The sequence below is a fragment of the Mycobacterium sp. 94-17 genome (assembly GCF_035617725.1).
Taxonomy (GTDB): domain Bacteria; phylum Actinomycetota; class Actinomycetes; order Mycobacteriales; family Mycobacteriaceae; genus Mycobacterium.
In genome coordinates this window covers 253,254-266,820 of sequence record NZ_JAPIYN010000002.1, presented here as the reverse complement: position 1 = coordinate 266,820, position 13,567 = coordinate 253,254, and the positions used below count along the sequence as shown (strand labels likewise).

The following is a 13,567-nucleotide window of genomic DNA, read 5'->3' as shown; positions in this document are numbered from 1 at the left end:
GTTGGTGTCCCTCTCGCTGTCCATCGTGGCGGGCGTCGGCATCGTCATCGCCGGGCTCTGACGACGACCGACGTTTCAGACGGTGTGCACGTCCGGGGTGCGGACATGCTCGGGGCGGAAGCCGCGCCCGACGAAAATCGGCGGAATCGCTTGCAGTGGGCCGAAACCCACGATCCTCGGCATGTGGATCGGCGACAGGTCACCGCTCAAATACGGCGCGATCGCCTTGTCCTGCAGCAGCACCTGGAATGCCTGGATGATCCGTGTGGGCAGCTCCCGCCGACGCTGCACCTTGGCCAGGTCGGCGTCGCTCGGCCGGCCCTCGCGCAGCGGGCCGCACAGGATGTTGGCCGCGGCCACCGCGTCGGCAACGGCAAGGTTGATGCCGACCCCGCCGGCCGGCGACATGGCATGTGCGGCATCGCCGATGCATAGCAGGCCGGGCCGCCACCACGTTTGCAGTCGATCAACCCGGACATCGAGCTCGCTGGTGTCGTCCCACGAGTTCAGGTCATCGACGTGCTCACGCAGCCGCGGTTGCGCCGCGACGATCCGGTCTTTGAACTCCCGCAGTGACCCGCCCCGGGGATTTGATCCCTTCGGCATCAGGTAGGCGACCTGCCAATAGTCGCCGCGGTAGATCATGGCCATCATCAAGCCTTTACGCAGCACCCCGAACAGTTCCCGCGGGTCGCCGGGGCGCCATTTCAGCCGGAACCACAGCACGTCCATCGGGGAGTGCGACGCGGCGGTCTGCAGCCCCGCCGCAGCGCGCACCGCAGACTTGCGCCCGTCCGCGGCTATCACCAGCTCGGCCCGCACCTCCAGGTCTGGCGTGCGCACCCCGGCCACCCGATCGCCGTCGAAGACCAGGTCGGTGACCTCCGCGTTGCGGACCAAGGTGAATTCCGGGTAGGCAGAAGCCTTTTCGGCGAGGAAGTCGAGGAAGTCCCACTGCGGCATCATCGCGATGTACGGCTGCCGGAAGCCGAGCAGCTTGAGCACACTGAAGTTGCCGAGGGTGCGAATCGAGCCGTCGGTGTCGAAGGCCACGTGGTCGATCTTGGTGTGCGGCAGTCGCAGGAACTCGTCGATGAGCCCCAGTTCGTCCATGATCCGCAGGGTGGTCGGGTGCACGGTGTCGCCCCGGAAATCGCGCAGGAAGTCGTTGTGCTTTTCCAGGACAACGACCCGAATCCCGGCACGGGCGAGCAGGAGGGCGTGCACCATTCCGGCAGGACCGCCGCCGGCAACGCACACCTGGGTCTCCATCACCTGCGGCATCGTCGGAACTCCTCACGCATTGTGGAATACAATTGCAGCATACATAAGGTAACGTATCACGAATCGGAAGGAGGCGGAATGGCCCGCCAGCTGTCGACGCCTCAGGTGGTCGAGGCCGCACTACGTGCCGCGAAGAAGTTGGGCAGGGACGTCGCCGACGTTCCGGTCGCAATGATCGCCACCGAGGCCGGCATCTCGCGCAGCACCCTGCTGCGGCGGTTCGGCGGTTCGCGCAGCGCCCTGAACGACGCCGTGCGCGCCGCCGGAGTCGACCCCGGCGGCCTGCCCCCCGTCCACACCCGGGCCATCGCCGCGGCCGCGACATTGATCAGCGAATCCGGTCTTGCCGCAGCAACATTGGAAGCCGTGGCGATCCGCGCGGGCTGCTCGGTCTATAGCCTCCACGCGGCGTTCGGCGGGCGCGACGAGCTGATGCGGGCCGTCTTCGAGCAGCACAGCCCCATCATCGACATCGAGGAATACCTTGCGCGTGCCGGCGGCGACCTGACGGAAATGGTGCGGGGTTTCTACCGAACCGTGGCGGACGCACTGGGCCGCGAACCACGTGTTGCCCCAGCGATTTTCGCCGAGGGCTTCGCACGGCCAACCAGCCCGGCGGTGCAATCCCTGGCAGCCTACGGCCCCCCGCGCCTGCTCGCGGTGCTCGGCCGCTGGTTCGACGCCGAAATCGGTGCCGGGCACATCCGCGACCTGCCCCTGCCACTGCTGGCCCAGCAACTGTTGGGCCCCATCATGATCCACGCCCTCACCCGGCCGGTACTGCCGGGTGTCCGCGGGTGGTCGATGCCCGATATCGACACCGCCTGCGACGTGTTCGCCGAGGCGTTCGTGCGCGCGGTGGCGCCATGAGTCAGGCGAAGCGATGCGCACGCCGATGCACAGATGCGATCCATGCCGCCATAGGAGCACCCCCGGCCGACGGACCGGGGGTGCTTTGTGTACCGCTCGCTCAGTGGTGGTGATGACCGTGGCCGTGGCCGTGGTCCTCCTCGTCGGCGGGCTTGTCCACCACCGCAGTCTCGGTAGTGCTAGATGTACCACGCAACGTGGATGGGGCCGACTTCCCTGTGGCCGGATCGTTGGACGCCGGGCTATGTCCGCCGTCGGTGTGCGTTGGGTCGTTGACCAGTCCTAACCGCCGGCGGACGACCTGTCGGGCCAGGCCAAGGACTGCAGGGTCGTCGTGCAGTACGAACCTGGCGTCGGCGGCCAGGAGCGACGCGTGCAGTTCGAATGCGAGCCGTTCGGGGTCCTCGGAGATTGGAAGTTCGTGCTGCTCAACCGCGGTGACCGCAATATCTCGCAGCATCGCCACGAATTCGTCCTGGAAGGCGGCGATCCGTTCCTTGACGGGACCTGGGCGGGTGCCCATCTCCAGCGCCGTGGCAGCGAAGAAGCAGCCGCCAGGAAAGACGCGGCGCTGCAGGTAGTCGAAGAACGCTTCGCACAACGCTGCCAGCTGGGCTAGGCCTGGGTAGGCACCCATCGCGGGCTGTATGACTTCCGCGTCGAGGATGCGCTCCGCTTCCTCCACGGTGGCCAACTGGAGCTCCTGTTTGCTACCGAAGTGGGCGTACAGGCCGCTCTTGCTAATGCCGGTCGCGGCGGCCAGGTTCCCTATAGAAAGGCCCTCCAGGCCGTCGACGGTGGCCAGCGAGGCGGCGGTGCGCAGGATCGCGCTGCGGGTTCGTTCGCCGTCGGCACGCGGCTGTCGTCGTACACGGTTGTGCTGAATCATTTCGGCCGCCATGTTTGACAAGATAGCACGATCGGTCGTACTCTTCCAGATAGCACGACCGATCGTGCTAATTTATTTAAAGGAGTTCATCATGCACGCAGCCACCACCCTCAATGGCCTCGACGTCGACCAGCTCTCCGGAACTATGGACGCCGTCACCGCCAACCCCGCGTTAGCACGGTTTCAATTCCGTGCTCGTCACGAGTGGATCGACGGAAGCTACAGCCGGACGACGATCAAGGACTTTTACGGCGTCGGCCAAGAAGACGCCTCCCGCACAACGTCGTTCACTGTGGATTCCGACGAGCCGCCGGTCCTGCTCGGTGAAAACAGGGCGCCCAACGCCAGCGAGTATGTCCTCCACGCCCTTGCGGCCTGTCTTACCGGCACGATCGTTTTCCACGCCGCCGCTCGCGGTATAGCACTGAAGGGTCTAGAAGCCACCATCCAAGGGGACCTGGACGCACAGGGCGTCCTCGGGCTCAACGACAGTGTGCGCCCTGGGTACGAGCAGATCAGAGTCACGATCAAGGTCACCGGCGACTTCGATGACAATCAGCTCGCCGAGCTCGCCAGCCTCACCCGCTACTCGCCCGTTCGCGACTTGGTCAGCAACCCGGTCCCTGTCGCCATCGATCTAGCCCGGGCCTGAGTGACCCGCACGATGTCCGCTCCGAGGACTGGAGATCCCACTCGACCAGAAGGCATCCCAGACGCGATCTACTTGTGCGTCAACTCGCCGGCGATCGGGCGCGGACTCGGTCGACGCGGCCAGCGCGTCGGCCGGCTTCAGCGATACTGGAACAACAAACGAAGCACCCCCGGCCCAACAGGACCCGGGGTGCTTCGTGACAACAAGCTAGTGCGCGTGGCCGTGGTGGTGCCCGGCGTGCTCGTCGGCCTCAGCCGGTTTGTCCACCACAGCTGTCTCGGTGGTCAGCACCATCCGGGCCACCGACGCGGCGTTGAGCACCGCCGAGCGGGTGACCTTGACCGGGTCGATGACGCCGTCGGCGATCAAGTCGCCGTAGGTCAGCTTGTCCGCGTTCAGCCCGTGCCCCTTGGGCAGCTCGGTCACCTTGTGCACCGCGACCGCGCCGTCGAGACCGGCGTTGGTGGCGATCCAGTACAGCGGCGCGGCCAACGCCTCGGAGAAGACGCCGACGCCCAGTGCCTGATCGCCGGCCAGGGACTTGCGGAGCTTTTCCAGCGCCTTGCGGGTCTGCAGCAGCGCCGAGCCGCCGCCCGCGACGATGCCCTCCTCCACAGCCGCCTTGGCGGCCGCGACCGCATCCTCGACGCTCTCCTTGCGTTCCTTGAGCGCGGTCTCGGTGGCCGCCCCCACCTGGATCACGGCCACGCCGCCGGCCAGCTTGGCCAGCCGCTCCTGCAGCTTCTCCCGGTCCCACTCGGAGTCGCTCGCCTCGATCTCGGCGCGCAGCTGCTTGATGCGGTTGGCCACCGCATCCTTGGCGCCGCCGCCGTCGACGATCACGGTGTCGTCCTTGCTGACCACCACGCGGCGCGCCGAGCCCAGCACCTCCGTGCCGACCTCACGCAGCAGCAGGCCCGCGTCGGGGTTGATCACCTGGCCACCGGTCACCACAGCCAGATCCTCCAGGAACGCCTTGCGGCGGTCGCCGAAGAACGGCGCCTTGACCGCGACGGCCTTGAGCGTCTTGCGGATGGAGTTGACGACCAGGGTCGCCAGCGCCTCGCCCTCGATGTCCTCGGCGATGATCAGCAGCGGCTTACCCGATTCGGCGACCTTTTCCAGCATGGGCAGCAGGTCGGGCAGCGAGCTGATCTTGTCCTGGTGCAACAGGATCACCGGCTCGTCGAGCACGGCCTGCTGGGAGTCGAAGTCGGTCACGAAATACGCCGACAGGAAGCCCTTGTCGAAACCGACGCCCTCGGTGAATTCGAGCTCGGTGCTCAGCGTCGAGGATTCTTCGACACTCACGACGCCGTCGGTGCCGACCTTGGTCATCGCCTCGCCGACCAGCTCGCCGAGCAGCTGGTCGCGTGACGACACCGTCGCCACCTGCGCGATGGCGTCCTTGCCGGAGACCGGGGTGGCCGCCTTCAGCAGCGCCTCGGACACCGCGTCGGCGGCCTTGCTGATTCCCACGCCCAGTTCGATGGGGTTGGCGCCGGCCGCGACCAGCCGCAGGCCGCCCTTGACCAGCGCCTGCGCCAGCACGGTCGCGGTGGTGGTGCCGTCGCCCGCGACGTCGTTGGTCTTGGTCGCCACCGACTTCACCAGCTGGGCGCCCAGGTTCTCGAACGGGTCTTCCAGGTCGATCTCACGCGCGACGGTCACGCCGTCGTTGGTGACGGCCGGGCCGCCGAATGCCTTGGCCAGCACCACGTGCCGGCCGCGCGGCCCGAGCGTCACCCGCACCGCGTCGGCGAGCGTGTTCACGCCCGCCTCGATGGCGCGGCGCGCGGTCTCGTCGTACTCAATGATCTTGCTCATCAGGCTCCTTGTGTGAATGGCGGCGACCCGCTTCGCCCGGCTTACGCCGCGCTTGCGATCGCCACTGGCCCCAAACGCATGCCGCCCCGGAAATCACCCGCGCAGCACGCGGGGATCGCCGGGGCGGAACACGGTACTTACTTGGAGACGACAGCCAGCACGTCGCGTGCCGACAGGATCAGGTACTCCTCGCCGCCGTACTTGATCTCGGTGCCGCCGTACTTGCTGTAGATGACGGTGTCGCCTTCCGAGACGTCCAGCGGGATGCGCTTCGCGCCGTCTTCGTCCCACCGGCCGGGGCCGACTGCGACGACGGTGCCTTCCTGCGGCTTCTCCTTGGCGGTGTCAGGAATGACCAGACCAGACGCGGTCGTGGTCTCGGCCTCGTTGGCCTGCACGAGAATCTTGTCCTCGAGTGGCTTGATCTTCACCTTCGCCACGATTGGAGCCCTCCACTAGTTTGATCGGGCCGGGGCGTTTGCCCCGGGCTGTGTTGGTAGCGGATCCGGGTGTCCCGGACCGGAGTTGACGGCAGGCACGGGTCGATCCCGAACCTTCCGAGTTATCAGGTTTCGGCATCCGTCCGTGCCTTTGCGCCGTCGTCGCGGGTGCCGACACAGGGCTTGGCCGATTGCCACCTAGCACTCTATACACGAGAGTGCTAGCACTCAAGGGCACCCCGCTGCTTCCTTCCGGCGGATACGCCGTGCGGCGCGCCGCGCGGCCGATTTCGCCGGTTTATGGATAATGCACACTATGTACGTCGGCATCTTTCGGGTGAACGGCGCGCGGCGATGGACCGCTGTCGTGGCGGCCGCATCCGCGGCGTTGATCGGATTGAGCGGAATCGCGCACGCCGACCCCGGCGGCCAGATGTTCGGAGACCCGCAAACCGCCGCGACCTACTGGCGCTACCAGCACCAGGAGGACTGCGGGCTGATGGCCGTCGCCGACGTCGTCGGCCAGCTCACCGGTCGAGAGCCCAGCCAACTCGGCATCGAGTTGCGCGGCATCTTCACTCCGAGCGAGTCGCACGGCGGAGACGTCTACTTCTTCGACGGCACGTCGCCGCAGGACATGGTCATGCTGCTGCAGCATTACGGCGTCCAGTCCGACATCACCACCGGCAACGCCATGCAGGGGATCGAGGGCTATTTGAGCGGCGGCCACAAGGTCATCGCCGCGCTGAACGCCGAGACCATCTGGAACTATCCCGCCGGTCAGGGTCAGCGCACGAATGCCGACCACGCCGTCGTCGTCACCGGGGTCGACACCGCGGCCGACATCGTGCATCTCAACGACAGCGGGACCCCGAACGGCCGTGACGAGCAGATCCCGATGAACACCTTCACCCAGGCCTGGTCGACCAGTAACAACCTGTTGATCGTCACCCGGCAGACCGGCTACGGCACCGTCCAGTGGGTGCCCCACCTCTGAGCCGTCACGGCAGCCGCCCCTTCACCACCGGCAGCCCCGGATCGCTCGGCACATCCAGCGGCGACGGCGCAGCACCGGCGGCGACCAGGTGCGCGGCGAAGCACGCGATCATCGCCCCGTTGTCGGTGCAGAGCCGGGGCCTGGGGACCCGCAGCGTCAGCCCCGCCTGCGCGGTGCGTTGCTCGGCCAGCTCGCGCAGCCGCGAATTCGCGGCGACCCCGCCCGCGATCAGCAATGCCGAGACTCCGAGGTCGGTGGCCGCGCGCACCGCCTTGCGGGTCAGCACGTCGGCGACGGCCTCCTGGAATCCGGCGGCGACATCGGCGTTCACCGCGTCCGGGTTGCTTTCCAGATAGCGCGCGACGGCCGTCTTGAGCCCGGAGAAGCTGAACGCATACGGGTCGTCGCGCGGCCCGGTCATGCCTCGCGGGAAGGCGATCGCGTCGCGATCACCGGTGCGGGCCAGCTCGTCGAGGACCCTGCCGCCCGGGTAACCCAGCCCCAGCAGGCGCGCCACCTTGTCGTAGGCCTCGCCGGCGGCGTCGTCGACGGTGCTGCCCAGCTCGACGATCGGGTCGCCGAGCGAACGCACACGCAACAGGTGGGTATGGCCGCCGGAGACCAGCAGTGCCACACACTCGGGCAGCGGCCCGTGCTCGTAGACGTCGGCGGCCAGATGCCCGCCCAGGTGGTTCACCGCGTAGAAGGGCACGCCCCAGGCAGCCGAATACGCTTTGGCGGCAGCGACTCCCACCAGCAGGGCGCCGGCCAGCCCGGGCCCGATGGTGGCCGCGACGATGTCGGGCCTGGCCAGGCCCGCGGTCGACAGCGCGCGGCGCATGGCGGGACCCAGCGCCTCCAGGTGCGCGCGGGAGGCGATCTCGGGCACCACACCGCCGAACCGCACGTGCTCGTCGACGCTCGACGCCACCTCGTCGGCCAGCAGCTGTACGGTGCCGTCGGCATCCAGCCGCGCGATGCCGACTCCCGTTTCGTCGCAAGAGGTTTCGATCGCGAGGATGTTAGTCATCTGCGCCACTCCTGCGCATCGTGTAGGCGTCGGCGCCGCTGACGCGGTAGTAGCGGCGGCGCAGGCCGATCTGCTCGAACCCCACGCTGGTGTACAGCCCGATGGCCGCCTCGTTGTCGGTGCGGACCTCGAGGTAGACGGCCCCGTCGTCGGCGAAGGCGAGCAGCTCGTCGAGCAGGCGACGGCCGATCCCCCGGCCCTGATACGCGGGATCCACGCCGATGGTGTGCACCTCGTACTCGTAGGGCGGGGTGCGGCCCAGTCGCGAGATGCCGGCGTAACCGACGAGCGTCTCACCGACCCGCGCGCCCACGTAATGATTGTGGGCACTGGCCAATTCGCGGTGGAAGGCGTCCGCAGGCCACGGGTCGTCGCCGTCGAAGAGCTGCGCCTCCAGCTCCGCGCAGCGTCGCGCGTCGGCGCGGGTCAGTCCACCGACGGTGACGGCCCCGCTGTGGGCGGTCATTGGCGTGCCGCCAGCGGTTTGGCGTCGGGCCGGCGCAGATACACGGCCACCAGCGGCTCGGGATCGACGGACCAATCCTGAACCGCCGCAACCAATCCCGCCGGCGTCGGGCAGGTCGGCCCGCACACCGGCAGCCCGAACAGGTTCGCGTGTTCGGGTGAGCCGGCGACCGCCGCGGCGGCGCCCGGGTCGACGTCGGCCGCGGTGTTGACGGCGGGTCCGTGGGTGCGTACGCCGTCGCGGTAGCGGGCCCAGTACACCTCGCGCCTGCGGGCGTCGGTGACCACCAGCGTCTCCCCCGCGGTTCGCACGCCGATGGCGTCCAGGCTGCACACGCCGCGCACCGGGATGCCCAGCGCGTGCCCGTAGGCGGCGGCGGTGGCCATACCGGCCCGCAGACCGGTGAAAGGGCCCGGGCCACAGCCCACCACGACGGTGGCCAAGTCGGCCATCGTCAGTCCCGCATCATCTAGGGCCGCAACGATATTCGGGGTGAGACGTTCGGCGTGGGCCCGGGCGTCGACGGTGACCCGCTCGGCGAGCACACACAGGTCTTCGCGACGCACGATGCCCGCCGTCACCGCGGGCGTCGCCGTATCCAGCGCGAGGACGATCACGAGCGCACCCACTCCCAGGTCGCGATCCGGACGTCGGAGTGGCTGACGCGTTCCAGCCGGATGTCCAGGTGCCGCTCGGCGAGGCGTTCCACCAAGCCCTCGCCCCACTCCACCACCACCACCGCGTCCTGCAGATCGGTGTCCAGGTCGAGCGAATCGATCTCGCCCGCGAGGTCAACTCCGCCGGCGTCCAACAGTCGGTAGACGTCGACGTGGATCATCGCCGGGCTGCCGGACCGGCACGCCGGATGCACCCGCGCCAACACGTACGACGGCGAGGTGACCGGCCCGTCGACGTCCATCGCTGCGGCAATACCCTTGGCCAGCACGGTCTTTCCCGCGCCCAGCGGGCCGGAGAGCACCACCACGTCGCCCGCCCGCAGGTGTTGGCCGAGCCGCGACCCCAGCGCCATGGTGTCCTCGGGGCGCTCCAGCGTCGCGGTGCCGCTGTACATCTCAGCCATGGCGCCGCAACCGTTCTCGCATCCGTCGCATCCACAGCGCCGACCTGCCCGGGGTGGCCCGCCTGACCAGCCGGACCAGCCCGCCGTTGATGGCGTCGGGCTTGTCCAGCAGCGCCAGGTGGCTGGCCCCGGCGACGATGACCAGCTCGGACTGCGGCAGGCTGGCGGCCATCTTGCGCGAATACTCGTCCGGGGTGAGCAGGTCGTGGTCGCCGCATGCGATCAGGACCGGGATGCGCAGCAACGTCCACAGCCCGGCGGTCTCGTCATGTGTTTCCAGCGCATCCAGGAAGCCCACCATGGTGGGGATCGGGGTGCTGTTCATCATTCGCTGGGAGAACGCGTCCAGGGTCCGGCTGACCTGCAGGTCGCTGTAGGACGCCGCCCGCAGCACCGGACCGATCAGCGATCGGGACACGTTGCGGCCGCGATGCATCAGCTTGGGCGCCGACCGCGCGGCCACCCGAACCGCTTCCAGCGCAGGGTTTTTCAATATCTCGCCCAGTGGTGATCTCGAAACACCCTCGGCCGCCGAGGAAATCAGAGCGGCGCCCACGATGCGGCGCCCGTACTGCTCCGGGAACTGGCGGGCATGCGAGAGCACCGTCATGCCGCCCATCGAGTGGCCCACCAGCACGATCATTCCCCGCGGCGCCGCCACGTTCAGTATGGTTTGCAGGTCCCGGCCGAGCTGGGTCAGCGTGTAGGTCTCGGGGTCCGCCTCGCCGGATCTGCCGTGGCCGCGCTGGTCGTAGAAGACCATCCGCACGCCAGGACCCAACTGGTCGGGCAACCGCGTGCGCTGAAAATGAAAGGCGCCCATTTGCAGACAGAATCCGTGGACGAACACCAGCGTCAGCCGCGCGTCGGCCGGACCGGCCTCGCGGAGCGCCAGCGGTATCCCGTCGGGTGTCGTCACCACCTTGCTGGCGTCGTCCTCGAGCCTGTTGAAATCCTCATCGGCGTAGGGGTCTTCGACCGTGGCGCGCTGGGTCATCGACCGGCGGGCCGAGGCTCCGATGATGGTGGCGACGGCGGTCACTCCCGCCCCTCCCGCAAGCCACGCCCTGCTCTTGCGGCGCCTGCGGAGTTTATCGGGACTCAACGGCTCGCGCCTCGCGGTAGGTCCTGGTGATTCGCCCGCGCGGGCTGGTCACCACTTCGTAATGGATGGTGCCGAGCAGATCGGCCCAATCCTGCGCCGTGGGTTCACCATTGGCGCCGGGGCCGAACAGGATCGCCTCGTCGCCTTCGGTCACGTCGGTGCGTCCCGGGCCGAGGTCGACGACGAACTGGTCCATGCAGATCCGCCCGACGCTCGGTCGGCGCCTGCCGTTGATCATGACCTCTAGCCGGCCGCCCAACGACCGGAAGACGCCGTCGGCGTAGCCGACCGGAATGAGCGCGAGGTTGGTGTCGCGCTGCGCGGTCCAGGTGTGGCCATAGGACACGCTCTCCCCCGCGCGGATCGACTTCACTAGGGCCACAGTGCATTTCACCGTCATCGCCGGCACCAGACCCATGTCGCCGCGCTCGGGCATCGGGCTCAACCCGTATATCGCGATACCGGGACGCACCATGTCGAAGGCCAGGTCGGGACGGGACATCGTGGCCGATGAGTTGGACAGGTGCGCGACCTCGAAACGCACACCCTGCTCGCGCGCCTGGGCGAGCAGCTCGCCGAACCGTTGCGCCTGAAGGTTGTTCACCGGATTGGCGGGCTGGTCGGCGTACACCATGTGGGACATCAGGCCGCGCAACACGATGGCCTGCTCGGCGCCGGCCCGGCGCAGCGCGGTCAGCATCGAGGGGTACTGCGCCGGCGGTACCCCGTTGCGGTTCAGCCCGGTGTCGGCTTTGACGGTGACGGTCGCGGTCCGGCCGGTGCGGCGCGCCGCGTCCAGCAGCTCGTCGAGCTGACGCTGCGAGGACACGGCGATCTGAATGTCGGCCAGCAGCGCGGGCCCGAAGTCGATGCCCGGCGGGTGCAACCAGGCCAGCACCGGCGCGGTGATTCCGGCCGCGCGCAGCGCGAGACCCTCGTCGACGGTGGCGACGCCCAACTCGGTGGCCCCCGCGGCCAGCGCGGCGCGGGCCGCCTGCGGCGCTCCGTGTCCGTAGCCGTCGGCCTTGACCACGGCCATCACCTGCGCACCGCCGGCCCGCTCGCACAGCAGCCGCACGTTGTGCTCGATCGCGCCCAGGTCGACCAGGGCCTCGGCGAGGACGCCCGGTGTCAGGGATATCGGCGTAACGGCCACGGAAGTCGCGCTCCAGTCGTGTATGTGTCGTTTGCAGCCGCCATTGTCCCAGAACGCGTCGCGCACTCCGTTCGCTGACGGCGGCGGGGTGTGCTCGGGCGGTGGATGTCGTCGCGCGACACCGTCGCAGTGGTCACAGCGGCCACATGCGCCCCGGCTCCGGGCGCACATGCTCGTGCCCGCCTCTTCGCGACAAACAGCCGGGCGCGGGCTCGGGTGAGCGCGGGCTTGGGTGAGCAGTCGCGCGGCCAGTCGGGCGAACCCGTGCGACGAACAGCCGCAGAGTTGCCTTTGTCGCTCAGAGGCGGGCAATTAACCCACCCCTGCGCGCCGGGAACACCGTGGCCAGTGTGACGCCCGAGGCGCAATGCCACCGGTGTGGCGACAAGGCTCAGTGCGCGAAGTGCTCGGCCCTGTAGTGCCCGCCAGGCTTGACTTTGTCGAGCGACGCCAACGCGCTGCGGGCGTCGTCGTGCAGCGCCCGGGCCAGGTCGGCGGACAAGCCCTCGCGCACCACGACGCGCAGCACCGAAATGTCGGTCGCGTTGTCGGGCATGGTGTAGGCGGGCACCTGCCAGCCGTAGCCGCGCAGCTCGTGCGAGACGTCGAACTCGGTGTAACCCAGGCCGCGGGCGAGCCGGAAGCTGACCACCGGGATCGCGGTGCCGTCGGAGATCAACTCGCAATGCTCCCCGGTGCGCAGCTGCTCGCCGAGCCAGCGGGCGGTCGACGAAAGCGTCCGCATCACCTGCGTGTAGCCCTCGCGGCCCAGCCGCAGGAAGTTGTAGTACTGGCCGACGACCTGGTTGCCCGGGCGGGAGAAGTTCAGCGTGAACGTCGGCATGTCGCCGCCGAGATAGTTGACGTGGAACACCAGGTCCTCGGGCAGGTACTCCTTGCTGCGCCACACCACGAAACCGACGCCCGGGTAGGTCAGGCCGTACTTGTGCCCGCTGACGTTGATCGAGACCACGCGGGGCAGCCGGAAGTCCCACATCAGTTCGGGATGCAGAAACGGCACCACGAACCCGCCGCTGGCGGCGTCGACGTGCACCGGGACGTCCACGCCTCCGCCGGCGGCCAGCTCGTCCAGCGCCGCGCAGATTCCGGCAATGGGTTCCAGCTCACCGGTGTAGGTGGTGCCGAGTATCGCGACCACACCGATGGTGTCCTCGTCGACAGCGTCGACCACCTGCTCGGGCGTGATGACGTAGCGCCCCTCCTCCATCGGCAGGTAGCGCGGCTCTACGTCGAAATAGCGGCAGAACTTCTCCCACACCACCTGGACGTTGGAGCCCATCACCAGATTCGGGGTGCGGCCCTTCCAGTCCTTGCCGACCTTCGCACGCCACCGCCATTTCATGGCCAGCCCGCCGAGCATCACCGCCTCGCTGGACCCGATGGTGGACACGCCGCACGCGCTGGACGGGTCGTCGTCGCGCAGGCCGTCCGCGTGGAAGAGGTCGGCCACCATGCACACGCAGCGCTGCTCGATCGCCGCGGTCGCCGGGTACTCGTCCTTGTCGATCATGTTCTTGTCGAATGTCTCGGCCATCAATTGCCCGGCCTGCGGGTCCATCCAGGTGGTGACGAAGGTGGCCAGGTTCAGCCGCGAACTCCCGTCCAGCATCAGCTCGTCGTGGATGAAGCGGTAGGCGGCGTCGGGATCCATTGACTCGTCGGGCATTCGCAGGGCCGGCACCGGAGCGGTGAACAGGCGCCCGGTGTAGGCCGGGGCGATGGAATGCGCGGGCATCGAAGGGTGTTGGG

General features: G+C 68.4%; 14 protein-coding genes. 3 read left to right on the top strand and 11 right to left on the bottom strand.

The genetic code is table 11. The features are described 5' to 3' along the window. Positions 1 to 75: 75 nt before the first annotated feature. Positions 76 to 1,284 carry an FAD-dependent oxidoreductase gene (locus OQ789_RS04195; RefSeq protein ID WP_324683713.1) on the bottom strand — a complete coding sequence of 403 codons (1,209 nt, stop codon included), beginning with the start codon at positions 1,282 to 1,284 and terminating at the stop codon, positions 76 to 78. A gap of 78 nt (positions 1,285 to 1,362) precedes the next feature. On the opposite strand from OQ789_RS04195, the gene OQ789_RS04190 reads away from it, so the two are divergent. Beyond that, positions 1,363 to 2,154, top strand: a complete 792-nt coding sequence (locus OQ789_RS04190; protein ID WP_324683711.1) for a helix-turn-helix domain-containing protein — start codon at positions 1,363 to 1,365, stop codon at positions 2,152 to 2,154. Positions 2,155 to 2,254: 100 nt separating this feature from the next. Here the strand turns inward: OQ789_RS04190 and OQ789_RS04185 are convergent, their stop codons facing one another. Continuing rightward, entirely contained in the window at positions 2,255 to 3,055 is an 801-nt protein-coding gene (locus OQ789_RS04185) for a TetR/AcrR family transcriptional regulator (RefSeq protein WP_324683709.1), read from the bottom strand. Between the two features lie 79 nt (positions 3,056 to 3,134). Here OQ789_RS04185 and OQ789_RS04180 point away from each other — a divergent pair, with 79 nt between their 5' ends. Continuing rightward, on the top strand, positions 3,135 to 3,695 hold the full coding sequence (locus OQ789_RS04180) for an OsmC family protein (RefSeq protein ID WP_324683707.1): 561 nt from the start codon (positions 3,135 to 3,137) through the stop codon (positions 3,693 to 3,695). A gap of 207 nt (positions 3,696 to 3,902) precedes the next feature. Here the strand turns inward: OQ789_RS04180 and groL are convergent, their stop codons facing one another. Next, positions 3,903 to 5,522 carry a chaperonin GroEL gene (groL, locus tag OQ789_RS04175; RefSeq protein ID WP_324683705.1) on the bottom strand — a complete coding sequence of 540 codons (1,620 nt, stop codon included), beginning with the start codon at positions 5,520 to 5,522 and terminating at the stop codon, positions 3,903 to 3,905. Between the two features lie 137 nt (positions 5,523 to 5,659). Continuing rightward, on the bottom strand, positions 5,660 to 5,962 hold the full coding sequence (groES, locus tag OQ789_RS04170) for a co-chaperone GroES (RefSeq protein ID WP_007773431.1): 303 nt from the start codon (positions 5,960 to 5,962) through the stop codon (positions 5,660 to 5,662). Between the two features lie 316 nt (positions 5,963 to 6,278). Here groES and OQ789_RS04165 point away from each other — a divergent pair, with 316 nt between their 5' ends. Then, complete coding sequence (locus OQ789_RS04165) at positions 6,279 to 6,959, top strand: C39 family peptidase (RefSeq protein ID WP_324683702.1); 681 nt, start codon at positions 6,279 to 6,281, stop codon at positions 6,957 to 6,959. 4 nt (positions 6,960 to 6,963) lie between these two features. Here OQ789_RS04165 and tsaD read toward each other — a convergent pair whose 3' ends face one another. The 7 genes from tsaD to OQ789_RS04130 all read right to left on the bottom strand — a co-directional run bounded on the left by tsaD (position 6,964) and on the right by OQ789_RS04130 (position 13,553). After that, positions 6,964 to 7,989, bottom strand: coding sequence for a tRNA (adenosine(37)-N6)-threonylcarbamoyltransferase complex transferase subunit TsaD (gene tsaD / locus OQ789_RS04160; RefSeq protein ID WP_324683700.1), 1,026 nt, complete (start codon positions 7,987 to 7,989; stop codon positions 6,964 to 6,966). Continuing rightward, entirely contained in the window at positions 7,982 to 8,455 is a 474-nt protein-coding gene (gene rimI, locus OQ789_RS04155) for a ribosomal protein S18-alanine N-acetyltransferase (RefSeq protein WP_324683699.1), read from the bottom strand. Before rimI ends, tsaD begins: the two co-directional genes overlap by 8 nt. Then, the gene (tsaB, locus tag OQ789_RS04150; RefSeq protein ID WP_324683856.1) at positions 8,452 to 9,090 is read right to left on the bottom strand and encodes a tRNA (adenosine(37)-N6)-threonylcarbamoyltransferase complex dimerization subunit type 1 TsaB; all 639 of its coding nucleotides are present in this window, start codon (positions 9,088 to 9,090) and stop codon (positions 8,452 to 8,454) included. The genes rimI and tsaB overlap by 4 nt, the downstream gene beginning before the upstream one ends. Next, positions 9,069 to 9,536 carry a tRNA (adenosine(37)-N6)-threonylcarbamoyltransferase complex ATPase subunit type 1 TsaE gene (tsaE, locus tag OQ789_RS04145; protein ID WP_324683698.1) on the bottom strand — a complete coding sequence of 156 codons (468 nt, stop codon included), beginning with the start codon at positions 9,534 to 9,536 and terminating at the stop codon, positions 9,069 to 9,071. The genes tsaB and tsaE overlap by 22 nt, the downstream gene beginning before the upstream one ends. Beyond that, on the bottom strand, positions 9,529 to 10,578 hold the full coding sequence (locus tag OQ789_RS04140; RefSeq protein WP_324683697.1) for an alpha/beta hydrolase: 1,050 nt from the start codon (positions 10,576 to 10,578) through the stop codon (positions 9,529 to 9,531). The genes tsaE and OQ789_RS04140 overlap by 8 nt, the downstream gene beginning before the upstream one ends. 49 nt (positions 10,579 to 10,627) lie before the next feature. After that, positions 10,628 to 11,797, bottom strand: coding sequence for an alanine racemase (alr, locus tag OQ789_RS04135; RefSeq protein ID WP_324683695.1), 1,170 nt, complete (start codon positions 11,795 to 11,797; stop codon positions 10,628 to 10,630). A 391-nt stretch (positions 11,798 to 12,188) separates the two neighbouring features. After that, positions 12,189 to 13,553: a glutamate decarboxylase gene (locus OQ789_RS04130; protein ID WP_324683855.1), complete on the bottom strand. Its 1,365-nt coding sequence runs from the start codon at positions 13,551 to 13,553 to the stop codon at positions 12,189 to 12,191. Positions 13,554 to 13,567: the final 14 nt, after the last annotated feature.

Coding starts and splice junctions, on each gene's coding strand:
- OQ789_RS04195 (WP_324683713.1), bottom strand. CDS start 1,284: ATGCCGCAGGTGATGGAGACCCAGGTGTGCGTTGCCGGCGGCGGTCCT.
- OQ789_RS04185 (WP_324683709.1), bottom strand. CDS start 3,055: ATGGCGGCCGAAATGATTCAGCACAACCGTGTACGACGACAGCCGCGT.
- tsaE (WP_324683698.1), bottom strand. CDS start 9,536: ATGGCTGAGATGTACAGCGGCACCGCGACGCTGGAGCGCCCCGAGGAC.
- groL (WP_324683705.1), bottom strand. CDS start 5,522: ATGAGCAAGATCATTGAGTACGACGAGACCGCGCGCCGCGCCATCGAG.
- OQ789_RS04180 (WP_324683707.1), top strand. CDS start 3,135: ATGCACGCAGCCACCACCCTCAATGGCCTCGACGTCGACCAGCTCTCC.
- OQ789_RS04130 (WP_324683855.1), bottom strand. CDS start 13,553: ATGCCCGCGCATTCCATCGCCCCGGCCTACACCGGGCGCCTGTTCACC.
- rimI (WP_324683699.1), bottom strand. CDS start 8,455: ATGACCGCCCACAGCGGGGCCGTCACCGTCGGTGGACTGACCCGCGCC.
- OQ789_RS04190 (WP_324683711.1), top strand. CDS start 1,363: ATGGCCCGCCAGCTGTCGACGCCTCAGGTGGTCGAGGCCGCACTACGT.
- OQ789_RS04165 (WP_324683702.1), top strand. CDS start 6,279: ATGTACGTCGGCATCTTTCGGGTGAACGGCGCGCGGCGATGGACCGCT.
- tsaD (WP_324683700.1), bottom strand. CDS start 7,989: ATGACTAACATCCTCGCGATCGAAACCTCTTGCGACGAAACGGGAGTC.